18 protein-coding genes are annotated in these 20,572 nt (G+C 72.6%); 10 read left to right on the forward strand and 8 right to left on the reverse strand.

Going from position 1 to position 20,572, the window contains the following annotated elements; genetic code table 11:
- Window positions 1-11: 11 nt before the first annotated feature.
- From glyA to ACFYXM_RS10255, 3 genes are all read left to right on the forward strand, one after another.
- Entirely contained in the window at window positions 12-1,271 is a 1,260-nt protein-coding gene (glyA, locus tag ACFYXM_RS10245; RefSeq protein ID WP_389288526.1) for a serine hydroxymethyltransferase, read from the forward strand.
- A 181-nt stretch (window positions 1,272-1,452) separates the two neighbouring features.
- Window positions 1,453-2,835 carry an L-serine ammonia-lyase gene (locus ACFYXM_RS10250; RefSeq protein WP_073784635.1) on the forward strand — a complete coding sequence of 461 codons (1,383 nt, stop codon included), beginning with the start codon at window positions 1,453-1,455 and terminating at the stop codon, window positions 2,833-2,835.
- Window positions 2,836-3,006: 171 nt separating this feature from the next.
- A complete protein-coding gene (locus ACFYXM_RS10255) occupies window positions 3,007-4,017 on the forward strand; it encodes an MFS transporter (protein ID WP_389288527.1) in 1,011 nt (336 codons plus the stop codon).
- 98 nt (window positions 4,018-4,115) lie between these two features.
- Here the strand turns inward: ACFYXM_RS10255 and ACFYXM_RS10260 are convergent, their stop codons facing one another.
- The 7 genes from ACFYXM_RS10260 to ACFYXM_RS10290 all read right to left on the reverse strand — a co-directional run bounded on the left by ACFYXM_RS10260 (window position 4,116) and on the right by ACFYXM_RS10290 (window position 13,885).
- On the reverse strand, window positions 4,116-4,628 hold the full coding sequence (locus tag ACFYXM_RS10260; protein WP_389288528.1) for a hypothetical protein: 513 nt from the start codon (window positions 4,626-4,628) through the stop codon (window positions 4,116-4,118).
- Window positions 4,629-5,286: 658 nt separating this feature from the next.
- Window positions 5,287-6,693: a DUF6895 family protein gene (locus ACFYXM_RS10265; protein WP_389288529.1), complete on the reverse strand. Its 1,407-nt coding sequence runs from the start codon at window positions 6,691-6,693 to the stop codon at window positions 5,287-5,289.
- Window positions 6,690-7,511, reverse strand: a complete 822-nt coding sequence (locus tag ACFYXM_RS10270) for an ABC transporter permease (protein ID WP_389288530.1) — start codon at window positions 7,509-7,511, stop codon at window positions 6,690-6,692. Before ACFYXM_RS10270 ends, ACFYXM_RS10265 begins: the two co-directional genes overlap by 4 nt.
- Complete coding sequence (locus ACFYXM_RS10275; protein ID WP_389288531.1) at window positions 7,508-8,692, reverse strand: ABC transporter ATP-binding protein; 1,185 nt, start codon at window positions 8,690-8,692, stop codon at window positions 7,508-7,510. Before ACFYXM_RS10275 ends, ACFYXM_RS10270 begins: the two co-directional genes overlap by 4 nt.
- Window positions 8,689-10,113 carry a lanthionine synthetase C family protein gene (locus tag ACFYXM_RS10280; RefSeq protein ID WP_389288532.1) on the reverse strand — a complete coding sequence of 475 codons (1,425 nt, stop codon included), beginning with the start codon at window positions 10,111-10,113 and terminating at the stop codon, window positions 8,689-8,691. Before ACFYXM_RS10280 ends, ACFYXM_RS10275 begins: the two co-directional genes overlap by 4 nt.
- The gene (locus ACFYXM_RS10285) at window positions 10,110-13,514 is read right to left on the reverse strand and encodes a lantibiotic dehydratase (RefSeq protein WP_389288533.1); all 3,405 of its coding nucleotides are present in this window, start codon (window positions 13,512-13,514) and stop codon (window positions 10,110-10,112) included. The genes ACFYXM_RS10280 and ACFYXM_RS10285 overlap by 4 nt, the downstream gene beginning before the upstream one ends.
- 200 nt (window positions 13,515-13,714) lie before the next feature.
- Window positions 13,715-13,885, reverse strand: coding sequence for a gallidermin/nisin family lantibiotic (locus ACFYXM_RS10290; RefSeq protein ID WP_362019354.1), 171 nt, complete (start codon window positions 13,883-13,885; stop codon window positions 13,715-13,717).
- A gap of 345 nt (window positions 13,886-14,230) precedes the next feature.
- On the opposite strand from ACFYXM_RS10290, the gene ACFYXM_RS10295 reads away from it, so the two are divergent.
- From ACFYXM_RS10295 to ACFYXM_RS10325, 7 genes are all read left to right on the forward strand, one after another.
- Window positions 14,231-14,788: an RNA polymerase sigma factor gene (locus ACFYXM_RS10295; protein ID WP_389288534.1), complete on the forward strand. Its 558-nt coding sequence runs from the start codon at window positions 14,231-14,233 to the stop codon at window positions 14,786-14,788.
- Entirely contained in the window at window positions 14,785-15,900 is a 1,116-nt protein-coding gene (locus ACFYXM_RS10300; RefSeq protein WP_389288535.1) for a hypothetical protein, read from the forward strand. The genes ACFYXM_RS10295 and ACFYXM_RS10300 overlap by 4 nt, the downstream gene beginning before the upstream one ends.
- 136 nt (window positions 15,901-16,036) lie before the next feature.
- Window positions 16,037-16,675 (forward strand): hypothetical protein, encoded by a 639-nt coding sequence (locus ACFYXM_RS10305; RefSeq protein ID WP_389288536.1) that lies wholly within the window; start codon window positions 16,037-16,039, stop codon window positions 16,673-16,675.
- Between the two features lie 38 nt (window positions 16,676-16,713).
- A complete protein-coding gene (locus tag ACFYXM_RS10310; protein WP_389288537.1) occupies window positions 16,714-17,469 on the forward strand; it encodes a hypothetical protein in 756 nt (251 codons plus the stop codon).
- On the forward strand, window positions 17,466-18,371 hold the full coding sequence (locus tag ACFYXM_RS10315) for an ABC transporter ATP-binding protein (RefSeq protein WP_389288538.1): 906 nt from the start codon (window positions 17,466-17,468) through the stop codon (window positions 18,369-18,371). The genes ACFYXM_RS10310 and ACFYXM_RS10315 overlap by 4 nt, the downstream gene beginning before the upstream one ends.
- 7 nt (window positions 18,372-18,378) lie before the next feature.
- The gene (locus ACFYXM_RS10320) at window positions 18,379-18,771 is read left to right on the forward strand and encodes a DUF2511 domain-containing protein (protein ID WP_389288539.1); all 393 of its coding nucleotides are present in this window, start codon (window positions 18,379-18,381) and stop codon (window positions 18,769-18,771) included.
- Window positions 18,772-18,879: 108 nt separating this feature from the next.
- The gene (locus ACFYXM_RS10325; protein WP_389288540.1) at window positions 18,880-19,698 is read left to right on the forward strand and encodes a hypothetical protein; all 819 of its coding nucleotides are present in this window, start codon (window positions 18,880-18,882) and stop codon (window positions 19,696-19,698) included.
- Between the two features lie 127 nt (window positions 19,699-19,825).
- Here ACFYXM_RS10325 and ACFYXM_RS10330 read toward each other — a convergent pair whose 3' ends face one another.
- A complete protein-coding gene (locus ACFYXM_RS10330) occupies window positions 19,826-20,572 on the reverse strand; it encodes an ABC transporter ATP-binding protein (RefSeq protein WP_389288541.1) in 747 nt (248 codons plus the stop codon).

Raw genomic sequence — 20,572 nt, forward strand, 5'->3', positions numbered from 1 at the left:
GGGACCACTTGATGTCGCTTCTCAACTCCTCCCTCCACGAGCTGGACCCGGACGTCGCCGCCGCCGTCGACGCCGAGCTCCGCCGCCAGCAGTCCACCCTCGAGATGATCGCGTCGGAGAACTTCGCTCCGGTCGCGGTGATGGAGGCCCAGGGCTCCGTCCTCACCAACAAGTACGCCGAGGGCTACCCGGGCCGCCGCTACTACGGCGGCTGCGAGCACGTCGACGTCGTCGAGCAGATCGCCATCGACCGGATCAAGGCGCTGTTCGGCGCCGAGGCCGCGAACGTCCAGCCGCACTCGGGGGCGCAGGCCAACGCCGCCGCGATGTTCGCGCTGCTGAAGCCGGGCGACACGATCATGGGTCTGAACCTGGCCCACGGCGGTCACCTGACCCACGGCATGAAGATCAACTTCTCCGGCAAGCTCTACAACGTGGTCCCGTACCACGTCGACGAGACCGGCGTCGTGGACATGGCCGAGGTCGAGCGTCTGGCCAAGGAGACCAAGCCGAAGCTGATCGTCGCCGGCTGGTCCGCCTACCCCCGTCAGCTGGACTTCCCCGCCTTCCGCCGGATCGCGGACGAGGTCGGCGCGTACCTGATGGTCGACATGGCGCACTTCGCCGGGCTGGTGGCGGCGGGCCTGCACCCCAACCCGGTGCCGCACGCCCATGTCGTCACGACCACCACGCACAAGACCCTCGGCGGTCCGCGCGGCGGCGTCATCCTGTCGACGCAGGAGCTGGCCAAGAAGATCAACTCGGCGGTCTTCCCGGGTCAGCAGGGCGGTCCGCTGGAGCACGTGATCGCGGCCAAGGCGGTCTCGTTCAAGGTCGCGGCGACCGAGGAGTTCAAGGAGCGCCAGCAGCGCACGCTGGAGGGTGCCCGCATCCTCGCCGAGCGCCTGGTCCAGCCGGACGTCACCGAGGCCGGTGTCTCCGTGCTGTCCGGCGGCACGGACGTCCACCTGGTCCTCGTCGACCTGCGCGACTCCGAGCTGGACGGCCAGCAGGCCGAGGACCGGCTGCACGAGATCGGTATCACCGTCAACCGGAACGCCGTCCCGAACGACCCGCGCCCGCCGATGGTCACCTCGGGTCTGCGGATCGGCACGCCCGCCCTGGCCACCCGCGGCTTCGGTGCCGAGGACTTCACCGAGGTGGCGGAGATCATCGCCGCCGCGCTGAAGCCGTCGTACGACGCCGACGCCCTGAAGGCCCGTGTCGTCGCGCTGGCCGAGAAGTTCCCGCTGTACCCCGGCCTGTCGTAGGCCGGGCTCGGGCCGTACCGGAACAGTCCGGAACACGGTCCGCGGCTCTCGGGGTGGGGCACCGCGCACACTGGGACAGTGAGCGCGGTGCCCCATCCCTTGTCCCCTGCTCTCCGGGCCGACCGGCCCGTACGCGCACCACCCGGCAGACAACGGTGTCTACCAACCCTGAGGAGTACCCGTGGCCATCTCGGTCTTCGACCTGTTCTCGATCGGCATCGGCCCGTCCAGCTCCCATACGGTCGGCCCGATGCGCGCCGCCCGTATGTTCGCGCGCCGGCTGAAGAACGAGGGGCTGATCGCCCACACCGCCTCGGTACGGGCGGAGCTGTACGGCTCGCTCGGCGCGACCGGCCACGGCCACGGCACCCCCAAGGCCGTCCTGCTCGGCCTGGAGGGCGAGTCGCCCCGTACCGTCGACGTGGAGAGTGCCGACGAGCGGGTCGAGCACATCCGCGCCACCGGCCGGATCAACCTGCTCGGCATGCACGAGATCGACTTCGACGCCGACGAGCAGCTGGTCCTGCACCGCCGCAAGGCCCTCCCCTACCACGCCAACGGCATGACGATCCTCGCCTTCGACCGTGACGGCGCGACGCTGCTGGAGAAGACGTACTACTCGGTCGGCGGCGGCTTCGTCGTGGACGAGGACGCGGTCGGCGCGGACCGGATCGTCCTCGACGACACCGTGCTGAAGCACCCCTTCCGCACCGGTGACGAACTGCTGCGGCTGTCCCGCGAGACCGGCCTGTCCATCTCCTCGCTGATGCTGGAGAACGAGAAGGCATGGCGCACCGAGGACGAGATCCGCTCGGGCCTGCTCGACATCTGGCACGTCATGCGGGCGTGCGTCGCGCGCGGCATGTCCCGCGAGGGCATCCTGCCCGGCGGCCTCAAGGTCCGCCGCCGCGCCGCGACCACCGCCCGCCAGCTGCGCGCCGAGGGCGACCCGCAGGCCCACGCGATGGAGTGGATCACCCTCTACGCGATGGCGGTCAACGAGGAGAACGCCGCGGGCGGCCGGGTCGTCACCGCGCCCACCAACGGCGCCGCCGGAATCATCCCGGCCGTGCTGCACTACTACATGAACTTCGCGGCCGGCGGCGCCACCGAGGCGGAGAAGGAGGACGGCGTCGTCCGCTTCCTGCTGGCCGCCGGAGCCATCGGCATGCTGTTCAAGGAGAACGCCTCCATCTCCGGCGCCGAGGTCGGCTGCCAGGGCGAGGTCGGCTCCGCCTGCTCCATGGCCGCGGGCGCCCTCGCCGAGGTCCTCGGCGGCACCCCCGAGCAGGTCGAGAACGCCGCCGAGATCGGCATGGAGCACAATCTCGGCCTGACCTGCGACCCGGTCGGCGGCCTCGTCCAGATCCCGTGCATCGAACGCAACGGCATGGCCGCGGTCAAGGCCGTCACAGCCGCGAAGATGGCGCTGCGCGGCGACGGCAGCCACAAGGTCTCCCTGGACAAGGTCATCAAGACCATGAAGGAGACCGGCGCGGACATGAGCGTGAAGTACAAGGAGACGGCGCGGGGCGGGCTGGCGGTGAACATCATCGAGTGCTGAGGATTGCGCCCTGACCTGCTCCTTCACCCCGTTCGGAGCGGTCAGGGCCTTCCCTGTTCACGCAGCGGGACGTCCGTGGGAAGTCCGTCGGGCAGAGCTGGCTGTCCCAGGGAGAGCCCGAGGAGGTCCCTCGAGGACGGACGTCACGGAGCGCTCGCTCGTCCCTGCTCGTTGACCGCACGTACCAGGGCCCGCGGTGTCGTGGCCTCGCCGATCACCGAGTCGGCCAGGGCGATCCCGCCCGGTGACCGGCGCGGGGCGGACCGGGCGGGCGCAGTGATCAGCCTGGCCACCGGATTGCGTCGGCTGCCGCGGAAGGCGGAGCGGCAGGTGCTGCCGATGGACTGGCCCGGGCTGGCGATGGTCATGACGGGGCTGCCCGCGCTGGTGTTCGGCATCTCCCGGCTGGGTGAGGGCGGCGGCTCGACGGGCGCGCTCCCGCTGGTCCTGGTGATCGTCGGCGCCCTGCTGCTGACCGGGTTCACCCTGCATGCCCTGCGCGCCCGCACCCCGCTACTCAATCTGCGGCTGTTCAAGGACGCCGCGTTCTCCTCTGCCGCGGTCGTGATCTTCTGCATGGGCGTGGCCCTGTTCGGAGCGATGATCGTGCTGCCGGAGTACTACCTCCAGGCCCGGCACGAGTCCCTGGTGGACACGGGCCTGCTGACCGCTCCCCTGGCGCTGGGTACGGTGGCCGCGCTGCCGCTGGCCGGTTGGTTCACCGACCGGATCGGCGGTGCCCGGGTGATCCTGACCGGTCTGGTCGTCACCATCGTCGGAACGATTCCGCTGGCAGTGGTCAGCGAGCACGACAGCTACTGGTGGCTCTCCGCCGTCCAATTCGTACGGGGCTGCGGCATCGGCCTCACCACCACACCGGCGCTGGCCACAGGCCTGGTCATGGTGCCCAAGAGCCAGATCCCGCATGCCATGCCGATCTTCAACATGTTCCAGCGGATCGGCGGCTCCTGCGGCACCTCGGTTCTCACTGCGCTGCCGGCGCACCGCATCGCCGCGGGCCCTCACACCCCAGCCGGAAGCGCGTCCGCCGTCGCCCACACCCACTGGTGGATCACCGCCATCACGGCCGCCGTCCTGGTCCCGTCACTGATCCTGGTCTGCCTGGAAGCCCGCCGACGCCGCGCGGAGGCGGGAACGGGGGCGGCGCCGGCCCCGGCCTGAACGGGGATCGCCCGCACCGGGTACACAGACCTGGCTGAGGCCCGTACCACCACCATCCCCCGTGGTGTACGGGCCTCAGCCATGTACCGGAGAGGCGCTCAGCGGTCGAGGATCCGCCGCAGCACCCACTCCATGCGCCGCTCGTGATCGGACGCGACCCCCGCGCACCGCCGGGCGACCTGCCCGTCCGGCCGGACCAGCAGCGCCCCCATCTCGGTGATACCGGCGGCGTGCTCCCAGCGCCCCTCGGCGACGCGCAGCTCCGGATCCGAGCCGAGCGTGACAGCGGTGACCGGGATTCCGGTCTCCCTCCCGGCCGCCCGCGCCGCCCGGGCCCACACGTCGCCGTCCCGCCCCGCGAGCAGCGTGAACGGACCGGCCGTCAGTTCCACCGTAGAGAGTCGGTGTCCGTCCCGTTCCAGCCACAAGTGCGGCACCCGGGTGCCCGGCGAGCCGTCGAGGTTGGTCCGGGCATCCACCAGCGACAGAGGTTCGGTACGTGGGTCGACGATCGCGGCGGAGTCGCACAGGTGAGCGATAGCGTGCTCCATGATCCCGGCCGAAGTGCGCTCGGCCGGCGTGCCGCCCCAGTGCAGCTCAGGGTGGCGCATCCGACTCGGCTTCAGTTCCCTGACTCGCGATGAGATCCGTACCGGCATCGACCGCCTGGCGGACTTCGTCCGGGCCTCGTCCACACTCCAGCCCCCCTCTCCCCCGACCGGAGCGGTGGCATGAGCACACACGCAGGCCCCTGGCAGCCACCCCCCGAGGACCACGGCGGCGGAGACGGAACGGATCGCGGGGCGGCCCGCGACACGCCGTACACCAGATCGGCGAAGGCGCTCCTGCAGTGCCTCCTGGATCTCTTCACCGAGGTGGGCTTCATCCACCTTCTGCCTCCCTGTCCCCCGTCCCCTCCCGACCTGCCGGATGACAACCATCGGACGAGACCCCGCGGGACGGCCCGTGCGGCAGCGTCTGTCCGCCCACCGGGTTGCCCTGGCCATGTCGACCTGTGAGGTTGGGGACGCGGTTGGCGGATGGTGACCACTTCAGCGCGGTGTGTCCGCTGTGGTGATGGCAGGTGTGCAGCGGGCCCGCCCGGTGCGCGATGCGGGCCGGGCCCCAACGCCGCAGGACGCGGGCATTACGATCCTGCGCCCGATACGGGTCGGTGCTCGTCCAGGGCTGTGGTGCATGCCGCCCGGGAACGACTTCGCCGCGCCCGCCGGCCGTGTCCCGGTCCGGTCGGCGATTTCCCCGCCCCGGTCACGGCACCGACCTCCACGCCGCCAGAAGGGCCGCTGCCGACCGGACCAGGGGATCGTCGCCGTGGCCGAGATGCGCGGCGACGCGCAGGACGTCCGTCAGGACGGCCGGGTCGTGGGCCTGGACGGTGAGGGCGAGCAGGGGGCCGAGGCACGCCGCCAGTTCCGCGCGTGCGGCGGGGGGGACGGTCCGGGCCGCCTCGGCCGCGCCTCGGGCCCAGTGCCGGATCTCCTCGGGGTGTGCGCGGGGCAACGGGAATCCGATGGATTCCGAGGGGCCGACGGGACCCGGCGCCTCAGCCGGCTTTCGCGCGGCGGCGGCGAGGGCCGAGGCGAGTGTGGTGTGGTAGCAGGTGCCGAAGAGGTACGCGGCGGCCTTGTCCCCCGTCAGTCCGGTCAGGATCTCAGGGCGGTGCACCGGACCGGGTACGGCGCCGTCCGGGCGCTGGGCGGCGGCCAGCGCGCTCCAGCAGGCCCGTCGCCACTGCCCCGGGACGATCCTCGGAACGGGAACGGGAACGGGAACGGGACCGGGAACGGGAACGGGGCATGGGTCCGGGCCCGGCACCGGACCGGGCCGGGAATCCGGCGTGTGCCCCTGCCCCCCGTCCAGGGCCGCCTCGCACAGCAGCAGTTCCGCCAGGAGGTCCAGGCTCCCCCGGGCGAGGTGGACACCGAGCAGCACCCGTACGGTCTCGCGCACCCGCGCCACCGACTCGCCCCGGCACGGCAGGCGGGTGTGGTGGCCGAAGTCCGTCGCGTAGAGGAGCACATGGGTGAGCGCGTAGGTCTCGTCGCCCGTCAGCTGAAGGACGTCCGCTCCCCTGGCGGCGATGCTCTGGCGGTAGAGCGGGCCGAGGCCGGGCAGCCGACCGGGGGCCGTGAAACCGCCGCGGTCGACGAAGTAGCGCAGCTCGATCCTGGAGAGGACCGGTTTGTACGGTCGGCAGTGGCCGCCCGCGTCCGCCGTGAGCAGTGCCTGGCAGGACGCGCGCAGCGCGGGCTGCGGGCGGCCGAGGAGTTCCAGGAGCGCGGTCAGGTTGAGGTGGTAGGGGAAGAACGCGTCTCCGCGACGCAGACCGCGTCCGAACTCCGACTCGTGGACGATCTCCTCCGCCAGGTCGAGGGCCCAGGAGGGCAGGGGCGCGGTGGCGGGCACGACACCCGAGCGGTCCAGCACCCTTACCAGTCCGAGGAGTTCGAGGAGCGGGCCGGGCCGGAAGGGGCGGCGGGGCAGGAACTCCTCCCAGCGCCCCGGAGCGAACCAGTCCAGCTGTGCCTCGATCCATTCCAGCGCCCCCGCCAGCACCCGGCGGGCCGCCTCCTCCTCCCCCAGGAGCACCTCGCCCAGGCACCCGGCGTGCGCGGGGAGCGCGGGCCAGTGCGCCTCGTCGGCCGCGCCGTTCACCGCCCGCTCCGCAGCCGCAGCACCGTCATGGCGACGGCCAGGATCGCGGCGAGCGCGCCGAGATCCGCCCAGCGCGGCAGCAGACCGCCGCCGCCGAGCAGGGTCTGCCGGGCCAGGTCGACGGCGTACGTCATGGGGTTGACGTGCATGATCCAGCCGAGCCAGGCCGGGACGTCCTGCGGGCTGAAGACCGAACCGGACAGGAACAGCATGGGGAACATGGCGAGTTGGACGGTGGCCTGGAGCGTCTGCACGCGGGTGATGACGGTGGCCAGACAGAGGCCGATGACGCTGAACACGGTGGCGGCCAGCGCGTAGCAGCCGAGCGCGGCGGCGAACCGGCCCGCCGTCAGGTCCACGCCCATCAGCGGGGCGAAGGCGAGCATCACCGTGCTCTGTGCCGACACCGTCCCCGCCCCGGCGACGACCTTCCCGAGCGGCAGACAGACCGGGGGCACCGGTGCGACGAGGAATTCGCGCAGCACCCCGTACTCGCGGTCCCAGGCATACGTCTGACCGGAGGCGACCCCGATCGACACGACCTGGATGGCGATGATCCCGGGGAAGACGTAGGCGCTGAACGGTACGTCACCGACCGAGCCGATCATTCCGTCGAAGCCGACGGCGTAGACCAGGACGAAGAAGAAGATCTGGGCGCCCTGGCTGATCAGCACACCCGGCCGTCTGGCCTGCCGCAGCAGATCGCGGTGGGCGATGACGCCGATGGCGCGCAGGGCCACCCGCAGCCGGCCGTCGACGTCCGCGGGGCCGGGCGGGGCGCACGCCGGGGCGTAAGCGGGGGCGTTCGTCGCGGTCATGGCGTGACCGCCTCCTCCGGGTGCTGCGGCGCCTCGCCCGGCCCGGCCTCCGTACTCTCTCCGGCCGCTCTCCTCTCCGCCGCCCCGCCCTTCCCTCCGGCCTGGTCCTTCCCTGCGGCCTGATCCTTCCCCGCCGCCTCGTCCTCCCCTGCCGCCACTGCTGCCATGCCCTTCTCTGCCGCCTCGTCCTCCCCGGCCTCCGCGTCCTCCCCTGCCTCCGCTTCCTCCCCGGCCTCCGCGTCCTCCCCGGCCACCGCCAGGTAGACGTCGTTCATGGACGGGTGGTGCACGGAGACCGCCAGAACCGGGACGTCCAGCGCCCGGACCACCTCCGCGATCCGGGCCTCGGGATCGGGGCAGTGCACCGCGACCCCGCCGGGCTCGATCAGCGGCTCGAAACCGGCCGCGCGCAACTGCCGTGCGGCGGCCTCGTCGTCCGCGCAGCCGACCACGAGGCGGGACGACTCCAGGCCGCCCTTGAGCCGGTCGACGCTGCCCTGCCGCACGACCCGGCCGCGGCGCAGGATGACGATCTCGTCGGCGTACTCCGCCTCGTCCATGTAGTGCGTCGCGTACAGGACGGTGATCCCCGACTCGTCGCGCAGGCGCAGCAGATCCGACCAGACGGTGGCGCGGGCGGTGGGATCGAGGCCGTTGGTGGGCTCGTCCAGGACGATCAGCCCGGGCCGGTGCAGCAGCGCACGGGCGATCTCGACACGCCTGGCCAGTCCGCCGGAGAGCTCCTCGACCGGCTGCCGACGGCGGTCGGCGAGGCCGAACACGTCCAGCAGCAGGCTGATCCGGGCCCGGGCGTCGGCCCGTTTCATGCCGTAGAGCCGGGCATGGAACCACAGGTTCCGCTCGACGGAGAGCTCCTTGTCCAGGGTGCGTTCCTGGAAGACGAGCCCGAGGCGGCGCCGCGCGGCCGTCGGTGAGTCGCGGACGTCGTGGCCGAAGACGCGGACCGTGCCCGCGTCGGGCCGGGCGGCCGTCGACACGACCCCCAACAGGCTCGACTTCCCCGCGCCGTTGGGGCCGAGCAGGGCGGTGACACGGCCCGGCGGCGAGCTGACCGACACCCCGTGCACGGCGGTCACCCGGCCGTGGCGCACGACGAGATCGTTGATCTCGAAGGCCGGTGTCACGGCCTCGTGGTGCGTCGTCGGCGGACGGGCGGTCATGCCAGCCCCAGTGTGCGGTCCCAGGGGCGCGGCCCGTCGCCGACGGGGAGCAGCGCAAGGGCGACGCCCGCCGCCCCCTCCAGCATGCCCGCGGTGTCGACGGCGCGGTGGGGTACGGGCGAACGGGCGGCGGCCGGGAAGCGCATGAGGTGGCGGAACGCGAACGGCGCGCTCTCGTCGACGAGTTCCAGCACCTTGCCGGTCAGTCGTCGGCGCCCGGCACGCAGGTCGGGATCGCCGGTCGCCTCGGCGATCCGCGCCACGACGCGCAGCAGGCCCGCGTATCCGTGGCAGACGGTGGGCCCCTCGATCGCCCACCGCGACTCGTCGCGGCGCAGCGCGGCCCGCAGCGCGTCGACGGCGGCGGTGCGCCAGTCGGGCCGGTCCAGGGCGGTCCCGGCCCGGAACAGCGCGGCGGCGACGCCGGGGGTGCCGTAGCACCATGCCGTGCGGGTGAACATCCGTCGCGGGCGGCGCGGCGCGATCTCCTCGTCCCAGCCCACGCGGGCGGGCCAGTACGGACCGGAGTCGTCGCTCAGCGTCCAGCCCAGCAGCCAGTCGGCGACGCGCCGGACGGCGTCGCGCAGCTCCGGGGTGCCGTGCCCGGTCTCGTACGCGGTGCTGAGCACGGCGAGCGGTCCGGCGATGCCGTGCGCCATGCCGAGGTTGAAGTCCCCGCGCGGGTACGTCTCGCGGTCCCGGGCGCTGATCTGGAGAGCTGCGGGCACCCACCAGCCGGGGACCCGGTGGCCGTCGGCACGGACCGGCGCGGTGAGGTCGACGAGGTGGCGCAGGGACGCGGCGAGGGCCGCTTCGACGGCGGAGCCGTTCTCGGCCGGGTCGGCGACCGCATCCAGGAGCAGTCTGGTCGTCCCCGACACCCCGTTGATCAGGTCGTACGCGGCCCAGTCGACACCGGGGCCGCTCTCCCGCGCGCGGGCACGGAAGACCCGCAGCCGTTCGGTCTGGTCCTCGGCCACCCAGGCTGCCAGCCCCCGCCGCAGCGAGCGGTAGTGGCCCTCGGGCCCCGCGCAGGTCTGCGCGGCGGCGAGCAGCGCGGCCGGTCCCGAGAACAGGCCCCGGCTGGGCGCGGTCGCCATGGCGCGCCCGGCGGCCACGAGGTGACGGTGGGCGACCTGTCGCCGGGCTTCGTCGGCACGGGCCAGTTCGCCGTGGAGGAGGGCGGTGCCCGGCAGTCCGTTGGCGAGTGTCAGGGGGCCCCACATGACGGCGTCGTAGACGGGGTCGCGGTTGTCGTCCCGCGAGGCGACCGCCGCGACGTGCTCCGGGTCGGCAAGCCGCTCGGCGACGAGAGCGACGACCGCGTCGGCGTCGGGGGCCGACGGGCCTTCCGGGGCGGCGGGGGCCGGGGGCGAAGCGGCGCGGGAGGGCGGGTCGGGGCGGGTGCTGGTGGAGCTCACTGCTGGTGCCTCCGGCGGTTGGCGTGGTCCTGGACGGCGCCGCGGGCGATGCCGAGCACGGTCGTTTCGCGGGCGCCGGAACCACCGAACAGGCGGTTGCACACCATGTGCAGCAGACTTCCGACGACCCGTCCCTCGGGCGTCTCCCCCGCCGCCCGCACGCACGCGGCGAGCCGTCCCACCGCCCGGTCGCGCGGGCGCAGCGCGTCGAGGACACGGGCGCCGGCCGGGTCGCGCGCGAGCGCGGGCCAGCCGCCGTAGGGGTCGACGAGTTCGCGCCAGCGCGCGCTCCGGGCGCGGAAGGCGCCGGGGAGGTCGCGGCGCGAACCGGTCATGGACAGCCAGGTCGCGGCGGCGTCGTCGCCGTACCCCTCGGCGGCCTTCGGGCCGCCGGGCACGGGCGTCCCGAACGCGTGGGCCAGCGCGGCGCAGGAGAGAACGGCGAGATCGTCGACGTCGTAGCCGTTCGTGGGGTCCTTGGCCACGCGCAGCAGTGCGACGGCGGCCTCGCTGTCGTACCGGAACACGTCCTCGGCCGGGCGCCGGGCGGCGGGGCCGCCGTAGCGCTCGGTCTCCGGGTCGTACTGGTCGAGGCTGTGGCCGCGCACCACCCCGTCCCGCTGCCAGGTCCGCAGCAGCGCGCCGAGCGCCGGGACGGCCGTGCCCCACAGGGCCTCGGGACATGGGCCGTGCAGCCGCAACCGCAGGTGGTGGCCGTGGTCGTCGGTGTACCGGACGAAGAACCAGCGGTCGGCTCCGTGCCGCCCGGCCAGCTCGACCAGTGCGGGCACGTGCTCGCGCAGCAGATCGTCCTGGGCACCGGCCGATCCGCGCAGCTTGAGGTAGAGCCATTCGCCGCCAAGTCCGTGGACCGTACGCGGAGTACGGGGCGCGTACGAGGTGCGGACGGCGTACGCGGAGTGGGACGAGCCCGGGGCATGCGGGGAGTGCGGAGTGCAAGGAGAATCCGGGGCGCGCGCGGCGGGCGAGGGCGCTGCGCCCGGCGCGCGGCTCTCGGCACGACCGCTCCGTGCGGGGTCGCGGCTTCCGGCGTACGGGCGGCGCAGGGGGCGGCCGACGGCCCGGCGGGTCATCGGGACGACGAGCTCGGCGACGTGCCCGGCGAGCGGACTGTCCAGCCAGTCCTCGTGCTCCCCGGGGACCTCCTGGGCGATGAGGTCCGGATGGCGCACCAACTGGTCGAGCAGCAGTTCCCGGTGCCAGACGTCGTCGAGGTCGAGCAGGAGCCGCTGGTCGGCGGTGACCGCGAGGATCCGGCTCGGCACGTCCCAGTCGGCCCGCCAGTCGGCCACGGCACGCGTCCAGTCGGCGGTGCGTTCCCCGTCGTCCCTCGTCCGCAGGTCACGGGCTCGCGCCCGGATCGCGTCCGGCCGCCAGACCGCGGAGGCCAGCACGAACCGCCCGTGCCGCACCCGGGGGACGAACGGCGCGTCGGCGAACGGGCCCCAGTTCCAGGGTTCCCAGAGCCGCTGTCCCTCCAGCCCGATCTCCCACAGCAGGCGGACGGCGTTCGGGGCCTGGGCGGGGGCGCTGACCATGTTGCCGAGGACGGGCACGATCTCGCGGCCGGTGGGCATGTGCACGGCGGTCAGCCGGTCGAGGGTGGCGCCGATGCCGATGTCGGCCAGGCGCATTTCCTCCGTGCCGGGCGCGTCGGGCAGGCCCACACCGATGCGACGGCCGGTGGCCGGGACGGTGTGGGCCAGGTTGGCGGCCCGGCCCGAGCGCGGCCGGAAGGCGAGGTCGACGGCGACGGCGTCCTGGACGTGCACCGGGTTGTCGCGGTGCAGTGCCGCGAACTCCGTCTCCCAGGAGGGGTGCTGGTCGGCGAACCGGGCGAAGGTGGAACCGGCCCGGTGCGATCCGGGCGAGGGCGAGAGGAAGACCAGGAAGTCCCCCGCGTCCAGCGCCGCCACCGAAGGGGCGACGACCTGCACCGTCACCTCGCAGGAGTTGGGCACGTCCGCGGGGTCGGCCGCGTTATGGCACAGCTCGTCGAGATCCGCGTCGTCGAGGACCACTTCGCGCCGTCCGGTCCGCTGCGCGACGGCCACGAGCCGGGCCACGGCGCGGTTCCTGCGGGCGGTACGCGGCCCCTCGTACGCTTCCGGCGGTACGGGCGCCGCCTCGCTGTTGGGCCAGCCGTAGCCCTCGGGAGCGCCGAGCCCGGTCGACGGGTCGAGGAGTTCCAGGACGGGCACCACGCGATCGGCCCCGTAGACGTCGAGGAAGCGGCGGTGGTGGTCGCGCAGCGCGAGGAGGCCGAGCTTGGGGCGGGACAGCCGCCACATCAACCCGGCGGCGGTCTCGATCTCGTCGCGCACCGCGTACGGCAGCCGCACATCGGCGTCGAGGCGGGTGTCGACGTGCAGGGGTGTGTCGTCGGGCTCCACCGACCGCGCGGTGCTCAGCAGCCTGCCCAGCTCCTCCCGTCCGGCGCCGACGGGCCGGGCGTCGTACGCCTTCCTCCGCTCCTCCACGGCCAGCAGCGCGTCACGCGTCCGAACGGTCTCCCCGGACGGTTCGGCGACCCCGGCGAGCAGTCCGATGACGTGGTGCAGCGGGTCGCCGCCGTCCAGCGGCGGGCGCAGCCCGGTCAGAAGGATCTCCAGCCGCACCAGTTCGGCGAGCAGACGGCGCACCCGTTCCGGGGACGCCTCGGGGAACGCGTCGGTGGTGTGCCGGAGCAGTTCCCCGTACGGCAGGGGGGTCATGGCCTCGGTCACGACCCGTTCGACGACCGCGGTCCTGCGCACGGACACGATGCAACGGCCCTCGCCGCCCTCGCCCGGGGGCACGCCCCGCGTGGAGGGGGCGGTCAGGACGAGGCGGTCCCCCCGCGCGACGAGGGCCTGGTGCGCCTGGACGGTGAGCGTGGACAGCACGGCGGGATCGCGCTCCAGTCGGTGGCCGATCCTGGTGAGCCACTGCATGTCGGCATGGGTGCGGGTGCGATGCGCCGTGCCGCGCCCGGACTCGGCGGTGGTGTCGAACCGGGCGCGCGCCACACCCGCGAACAGGCCGAACGGAGTGGGCCGGGTCCGCATCCTGATGTCGTAGCGGAGCACGGCGAGCGCGGCCCGGCGCAGCTGCCCGGGCCTGATGCCGTCGGGGCCGTGCTCCGAGACGCGACGCACCAAGGCGCCGAGGCTGGGCGAGGCGAGATCGAGCGCCTCGCCGAGAACGGTGTCCGCGGCGGCCGAGGCGAGGAGCCGGGCACAGGCGTCGAGGGACCGGGGGTCTCCCCCGGCGGGTGCCCGCAGGCCGCGCCGGGCCTCGGTCCTCGCCCCGGACGGAGGCGTCGGCGGCGCCAGCGGCGCGCGGTACAGGAAGACGTCCTTCGCCTCGAACGGTGCCCCGGGCGACGCCCTGGCCGACATCCTCGTCGATGCCCGCGCCGATGTCCGGGGCTCGTTCTCGAACCGCGTCCCGGGCGTCCTGCCCAACGGTGGCGGTGCCCCGGGCGGTGTCTCGGGCCGTTCCCTCACCGTGGTCCCCCTTCTCGTTCCCGTCCGGGCAGGCCCGGGGACGGTCCGTGGGGCCGCGCCGTCGTCCCGCACGGCCCCGCGGTCGCGCGCCGTCAACAGCAGTGACTGCAGCCGGAGCCGCCGCCTTCACTCGTACATCCGGGCGTGCAGTAGGAGACGCTCGTGATAGCGGGGCCGGCGACGGACTGCTCCACGCCGATCTCCAGGTCGAGGTCGAACAGGTCGGTCTCGACGTCCGACAGCGGGACGGACTTGATTCCCATTGCTGAACTCCTTGCCTCTCGGTGCTGCTTCGGACTCCTTGATGGAAACCGAACAGGCGGTCACGGAACGTGATCCTTGCATCACGATCCATGGTCGCCCGCGACCGTTCAATAGGTTCCAGCCCTGTTGGCAGTCCTGGCAGTCCAGGCAGTCCCGCAGGCAGTCCCGCGATCGGGGGAGCCGACGTGCGGCCCGCGCGACCGCGGCCCTTCCCTGACCGAAACCACGCCCATTACCACGGCGGCCTGGGATACGAAGACCTCCACCACTCCCCCGGCTGAAAGAATCACGGATCGTCCCGACGGACAGTGAACCGTTCGGCGCTTTCTTGATACGTACGTGATGTGTGCTCGGACGAAGCTCTGCTATCCGCCGTCGCCCACGGCGACCAGACCGCCCTGCGAACGCTCTACGACAGGCATGCCGGCGCGATGCTCCGACTCATCCGCAGACTCACCTCGGACCAGGGCGTTTCCGAGGAGATCCTGCAGGAGACGTGGCTGGCCGTCTGGCGCTCGGCGACCGGTTTCCGGGGCGATTCCTCTGTCAGGGGCTGGCTGATGGGCGTGGCCAGACGGCAGGCGCACAATCAGCTCCGCAGGCCGCGGCCCCGGTTGACGGACCTGTCGGAGGCGCGGGACGTGGCCGACACCGCGCCGAGCGTCGAGGACCAGGTCGTGGTGGAGTCCGAGCACTCCGCGCTGCGGGCAGCGGTACGTGCGCTGCCCGAGCACCTGCGCGAGGTCCTCGCGCTGGTGCTGTTCGAAGAGATGGCCTACCCGGAGGTGGCCACTGCGCTCGCCATCCCGGTCGGCACCGTCAAGAGCCGGATGTCCCACGCACGCAGACGGCTGGGCAACATGCTCGCCGCCACGCGGCTGGAAGGATCGGGACAGCTATGAGTGATCACCTCACGGACGATGTCCTGGCGTGTCTGGCACGCGCCGGGACCGTCGATGCGCGCCACGACCGACATCTGGGCGAATGCTCCGACTGCCGCGAGAATTTGGCAGTTTGGCAGAACATCACGTACGCGGTCCGCGCCGAGGCCGAAGCCGAAGAAGCCGTACCCGTACCGTCCTTCGACAACCTGCTGGGGGTCCTGCCCGCCGCTGTCGCGCCGATCGGCACGGCCCCCCGTTCCCCCGTCGTCCCCGTCGTCCCCGTCGTCCCCGTCGTGCCCACTGTCCCCTCCGTCCCCGCCGTCGCCCGCTCGGAACGGACACCGGCCACCGCAGGGAAACGCTTCGCCGGGCGGAGAAGCGGGTCCGGGACCGAGCCGGAATCCGCCGCGTCCGCTGCCGTGCCGACGGACGCCGCCGCATCCGCCGACGTCTCCGCACCGGCCGACGTCTCCGTGCCCACGGGCGCCACGGGCACCCCCGGCCCCGCGCGGCCCTGGCGGACGGCCTGGCAACTGGCCGTCCGGCAACTGGTGCTGATGCCCCGGCTGTGGGCCCCGCTGAGCGCGATCGGGCTGGTTGCCGCCGCCCTGGTCTCCTCGGCGCAGATGCAGGAGCGCGTCGGGATGCGGCTGTTCGGTGCGGTGGTCGTGCTGTCCGCGCTGTTCGGGGCACTGATCGTGGCCTCCCCCCGCCGGGACCCCCGGCGCGAGCTGCTGTTCACGCTGCCGGTGTCGCCCGCGGCGGTGTTCCTGGCCCGGCTGGCGACGGTCCTGTGCGTGGATCTGGCGCTCGCCATGGTCTGCTCCGCACTGGTGCGGGGGCCCGGCTGGTGGGCGGTGGTGGCGAGCTGGCTCGGCGAGTCGCTGCTGGCGGCCTCCCTCGCTCTCGCGCTCTCCGTCCGCTTCTCGCCACCGGTGGGCGCGGCGGCTGGGGGCACGCTGTGGTTCCTGGGCGTGGTGGGCGGGCCGCACGGACTGCTCAGCACACCGTTCGACGCGCTGCTGGACGGGCTGCTGTCGACGACGCCGTGGACGCTCGCCGCGGCGGCGGCCCTGCTGGTGTGGGCCGCCCGGGCGATGCGGTCGTTCGGCGAGCACGCGCCGTCGTAGCCCCCGCCATAGGGGGCGCGTGCACGCGCCCGTGCCCCGCACCGCCGATTCCGGCTCCTGGCGTGAACCGTCCCGGGCCGGACCGCTACGTACGGGGTGCATCGGGAGGCCGGGGAACAACGGGAGGAACGGGACCATGACCGCTGCACCGTGGTGGGCCCACGAAGCACGTCGCTGCGGACGGCAGGCGCTCGTACTGCCGGTTCTCGCGACGATCACCGCATCCGCGGCCGTGGCCACGGGGTCCGGCACCGGAGTCGTTCTCGACCGAGCGCTGCTCAGTTGCGCGCTCCCCACCGCCACCGCGCTGGCGTGTGCGGCCGTGGTGGCACGGGAGTCGATGCTGGAGCTCCATCTCTCCCTGCCCACCCCTTATCCGCGCACCATCGCCCGCCGGCTGGCCTGGCCCGCGTCCGTCACGGCTGCCGCCGTCCTCGTCCTGGTGGGACTGGTGGCGGCCACCGGCCACCAACCCGGTCCCCTCACCGCCCTGCTGGAGCTGTCCGGCCTGTCCGTGCTCCTGAGCGGTGCCGCCGTCTGGGCGACGGTACGGACGGGGTCGGCGACGCCCGCGACCGGGCTGGTCGTCGCCGTGGTCCTGGCCAAGCTGCTGCTGGTCGACCGCGTGGTGCCCGAGGGAGCGGCGCAGGCCGTACCCGCCCTGCTGATCGGGGGCCATCTGTTCCCGCTGGCGCTGCGCGCCCTCCGCCCGGGTGCCCGTTCCGGGGCCCGGCTCGGTCATGGCGGCGCCCACCTCGGCCCCCAGGAGGCATGATGACCGCTCTGCTGTGGACCCTTCGCTACGAGGCCTTGATGACAGCCCGCCGAAAGGTGGTCTGGGGCGCCGTGCTGCCTCTGGCCCTGCTGAGCCTGCTGCTGGTGATCACCTCGCCCGTCGTCGGCGGGCAGGGCGATCCCGCCGCCAGGACCGGGGCGGCGGCCGTGGTCGTCAACACCTTCTGCACCCTCGGCGTGGGCATCGCGCTCGCCGACCGGTTGCGGCGCGGTCTCGAAGCCCGCGGCATGGCCGAGCTGCTGACCGCCACTCCCGCGGGGCCGCTGCCCCGCACCGCCGGGGTGCTGGGCGGACCGCTGCTGGCCGCCCTGGCGCCGGTCGCCGGTCTCTATCTGCTGTACGCCACGATGTTCTCGGTGGCCGGCGGTTCCCCTGGCCCGGTCGTGTCCGCGCTGATCGCGCTGGTCACGGCGGTCGTACCGGCGGCGCTGCTGGTCACCGCCTTCGCCGGTGTCCTGGGCGTGCTGCTGCCGGTGGCGGCGGCACGCGCCGTCACGGTCGTGGTGTGGCTGTGGGCCTGTCACTTCCCACCGGCCTTCTCGCCACTGCCCACACCGACCGGCACGGTCCTCTCCCCGCTCGGCGGTTACCCGCTGGCCGCCTGGGCGCACGCCCCCGAGGTATGGGCCACCCGGCAGGGCACCGGGGCCCTGCGCCCGGCGGTCGACGACGCGGCGGCGCTGCTGAACGTCGCGCTCGTCCTCGCGATGGCCGCGGCCTGTTATGTGCTGGGGCATCTCGCCGCCCGCACCGGACGACACGGAGCATCATGAACATCACCACGGAACAACTGACAAAAGTCCATCCCGGCGGACTGCGTGCCTTGGACGCCGTCGACCTCCAAATCGAGAGCGGCACCGTCGGACTGCTGGGTGCCAACGGGGCGGGGAAGACCACGCTGTTGCGCATCCTGACCGGCGTGCTGCGCCCCACCTCCGGGCGCGTCCACGTCGCCGGCCACGATCTGTCGACCAGCTCCGGGCTCGCCGCCGTGAAGCGCACCCTGGGCTATCTGCCGCAGGAACTGTCCTTGTACCCGGACCTGACGGCACGCGAGTTCCTCGACTACATCGGCGTGCTCAAAGGCATCCACGACAGACGTGAGCGGCGCCGTCAGGTCGACGAGCGGATTGCCGAGGTGGGCCTGGCCGACCGGGCCGGAGAGCGACTGGTCGGCTTCTCGGGGGGGATGAAGCGACGGGTCGGTATCGCACAGGCCCTCATGGGCGCCCCGACGGTACTGATCGTCGACGAGCCCACCACCGGACTGGACCCGCATGAACGGATGCGCTTCCGCACGCTGCTCGCCGGCCTCGGGCGCGGTCGCACAGTGCTGCTGTCCACCCACATTCTCGACGACGTCGCCCAGACCTGCCCCGATGTGGCCGTGCTCGCCTCCGGCCGTCTGGTCTTCCACAGCTCCACCACCGACCTGGTCAGTCGGGCCGCGGGCTGCACCTATGTCCACCGACCCGCCGGACACGCAGAAGGGCCCCCGCCCGGCGCCGAGGTGGTCAGCGCGGTGACCACCTCGGCAGGTACCGAATACCGCATCGTCACGACCTCTCCGCCCGACGGGGCGCGCCCCGTCGAACCATCGCTCGAGGACGGATACGCCGCTCTTCTCGGCGCCGACGTCCGGACCCACCCCACCAGCATTCCGACAGTGAGGTAGCAGACACATGACCACGCATCGCCGTTGCATCGCCATCTCGGCCCTGACCGGTGCGGCACTCCTGGCGCTCACCGCCTGCGGGGGCGGCGGCCTCAGCGAACCGGCCACCACGGACCCCGTACCGCTGCCCAGCCCGACCGCTACCAAGCAGGAGGTTACGGAGAAGAACCTCGGCTACACCTGGCCGCTGACCGTCGATCGCGGAACCGCCGAATGCCGCCAGGGCGATCAGGCCGTGATCACCGTCCCCGACGGCACGACATATGCGCTCAACGACCGGGCCCGGCAAGCCGGTTACGCCGACGTCGCACCAGTGCGACTGTCAGGGGACAGCGGCGACAAGGTGAGCCTCGGCACTCTGATCAGCAGGACACTGAAACTCTGCAAGGTCGGCCAATGACCGGAGACAGGTGTTCGCGGGCGAGTCACGAGCGTGATCCGACACCGTGTGTCGCCCAGTGACCGCGGGACGACCATCACCGGGATCGACGCTACGGGGAACAGCGCCTTGCACCACAGCGAGCAGCAGCACACATCGACCACCACCGAGCTCCATGTCCTGGCCCATTCGGGACTCAAGCCATACTTCGACCCTCCGAACGCGCTGCTGGGCATACTTCGTTCCGGCCTGGGCCGGGTCGAGTTCATCAGCGCCGCTCAGCTGAACGCACCCTGCGGTGCGCTTGATCTGCCGGTGCTGATGCCGGTCACCAGCGAGTTCCAGGCCGAGGAACTGCGTGCGGTGAGAGTGCGGCATCCGTTGTCCCTGCTCGTCGCCGTCACCAACGACATCTCGGGGTATCGGACGTACTACGCGATCCGTTCCGGCGCGAACTTCGTGGTCAACCTCGCCATACCCGGCGAGAGCCAACGCGATCTGCTGTACGCACAGCTCAGAGCGCATCTCCTGGCCGGCCCCGGCGGCCTCTTCGCCCCTGGCGGTCCTTCCGCCCCCGCCGGGGCGACCGACACCGCCGACGCCGCGGCCGCCGATGCGCAGGGGAGCCTGGCTGATCGGGAGGGCCCTCACCGTTGCCGGTTCCATGACGGAGAGCCGTCAGGGGCGGAGGCCAACCGCGAGGGGGACATACCCGAGCAGCGTCGGCGTCCTGACGCGCCCTCGTACGACGCGGAACTGTTGCGGCTGCTCTGTACGCCCATCACGGTGGCCGAGATCGCGCGCCGCCATTACTACTGTTCCGAGCGGTCCATGTATCGCCGTATTCGCAGGCTCTACGACGATCTGGGAGTCGGGGGCCGTGCCGAACTGATGTCGTTGGCCGCTGTGCTCGGCCCTCGACGCCCGGTGACAGCGCGAGCCTGCTGAGGGTCTGCCTGACGGCGTGAGCCTATTGACGGCATGGGACGACTTCATGTGGACGGCTTCGTATGCGCGCAGTTGCCGTGTACGCGGGCGGGGGCGGCCCCCGGGGTGGACGGGGGCCGCTTCCGGGTCAGCGGATGGCTGCGTCGGCCGACTCCAGGAGCCGGAAGAATCCGGCCTCCACGTCCCCGTCGATGGCGAGCCCTGCCAGGGGGCCTTCGTACTGGGTGCGGCCGGATGCCAGTACCTGCACTCTGTCGCAGACCTGGGCGACTTCCGCCAGTTGGTGGCTGGCGATGAGGACCGCCACCCCCTCGTCGGCCAGTGAGCGGATGATTCCACGCATCTCGCGGATGCCGACGGGGTCGAGGCCGTTGGTGGGTTCGTCGAGAACGATCAGCCTCGGCCTGGCGAGCAGGGCGACGGCGATGCCCAGCCGCCAGCGCATGCCGAGGGAGTACGCACCGACCTTACGGCGGCGTGCGTCGGTCATCTTGACGAGGTGCAGCGCGGGGTCGATCCATTCGGTCGGTACGCCACGCAGTTTGGCATGCAGTTTCAGCGTTTCGTCGGCCGTGAGGTTCGGCCACAGGCCGGGGACCTCGATCAGGGCGCCGACCTCGGCCAGTGTTTCGCGTCCGACCGGCCTGCCGAAGATCTCGATGGTGCCCGATGTGGGGCGTTGCAGGCCGAGCAGGGTTTTCATGAGGGTGGTCTTGCCGGCGCCGTTCGGCCCCAGGAGGCCGTAGACCTCTCCGGCCTGGACCGTAAGGTCCACGCCGTCCAGAGCGCGGTGGGGACCGTAGTGCTTGTGCAGGCCTCGGATGGCGAGTGCCGATGCCGTCTGCGCTTCCGGCCGGGCCGGTGTCGCGGTCAT

This window comes from Streptomyces sp. NPDC002476 (genome assembly GCF_042889785.1).
Lineage (GTDB): Bacteria > Actinomycetota > Actinomycetes > Streptomycetales > Streptomycetaceae > Streptomyces.

Excerpts from the sequence above, each read along its gene's own strand:
- ACFYXM_RS10270 (WP_389288530.1), bottom strand. The coding sequence starts at position 7,511 with ATGACCGCGACGAACGCCCCCGCTTACGCCCCGGCGTGCGCCCCGCCC.
- ACFYXM_RS10260 (WP_389288528.1), bottom strand. The coding sequence starts at position 4,628 with ATGCGCCACCCTGAGCTGCACTGGGGCGGCACGCCGGCCGAGCGCACT.
- ACFYXM_RS10290 (WP_362019354.1), bottom strand. The coding sequence starts at position 13,885 with ATGGGAATCAAGTCCGTCCCGCTGTCGGACGTCGAGACCGACCTGTTC.
- ACFYXM_RS10315 (WP_389288538.1), top strand. The coding sequence starts at position 17,466 with ATGAACATCACCACGGAACAACTGACAAAAGTCCATCCCGGCGGACTG.
- ACFYXM_RS10330 (WP_389288541.1), bottom strand. The coding sequence starts at position 20,572 with ATGACCGCGACACCGGCCCGGCCGGAAGCGCAGACGGCATCGGCACTC.
- ACFYXM_RS10320 (WP_389288539.1), top strand. The coding sequence starts at position 18,379 with ATGACCACGCATCGCCGTTGCATCGCCATCTCGGCCCTGACCGGTGCG.
- glyA (WP_389288526.1), top strand. The coding sequence starts at position 12 with ATGTCGCTTCTCAACTCCTCCCTCCACGAGCTGGACCCGGACGTCGCC.
- ACFYXM_RS10300 (WP_389288535.1), top strand. The coding sequence starts at position 14,785 with ATGAGTGATCACCTCACGGACGATGTCCTGGCGTGTCTGGCACGCGCC.
- ACFYXM_RS10305 (WP_389288536.1), top strand. The coding sequence starts at position 16,037 with ATGACCGCTGCACCGTGGTGGGCCCACGAAGCACGTCGCTGCGGACGG.
- ACFYXM_RS10285 (WP_389288533.1), bottom strand. The coding sequence starts at position 13,514 with ATGTCGGCCAGGGCGTCGCCCGGGGCACCGTTCGAGGCGAAGGACGTC.
- ACFYXM_RS10310 (WP_389288537.1), top strand. The coding sequence starts at position 16,714 with ATGACAGCCCGCCGAAAGGTGGTCTGGGGCGCCGTGCTGCCTCTGGCC.
- ACFYXM_RS10275 (WP_389288531.1), bottom strand. The coding sequence starts at position 8,692 with ATGACCGCCCGTCCGCCGACGACGCACCACGAGGCCGTGACACCGGCC.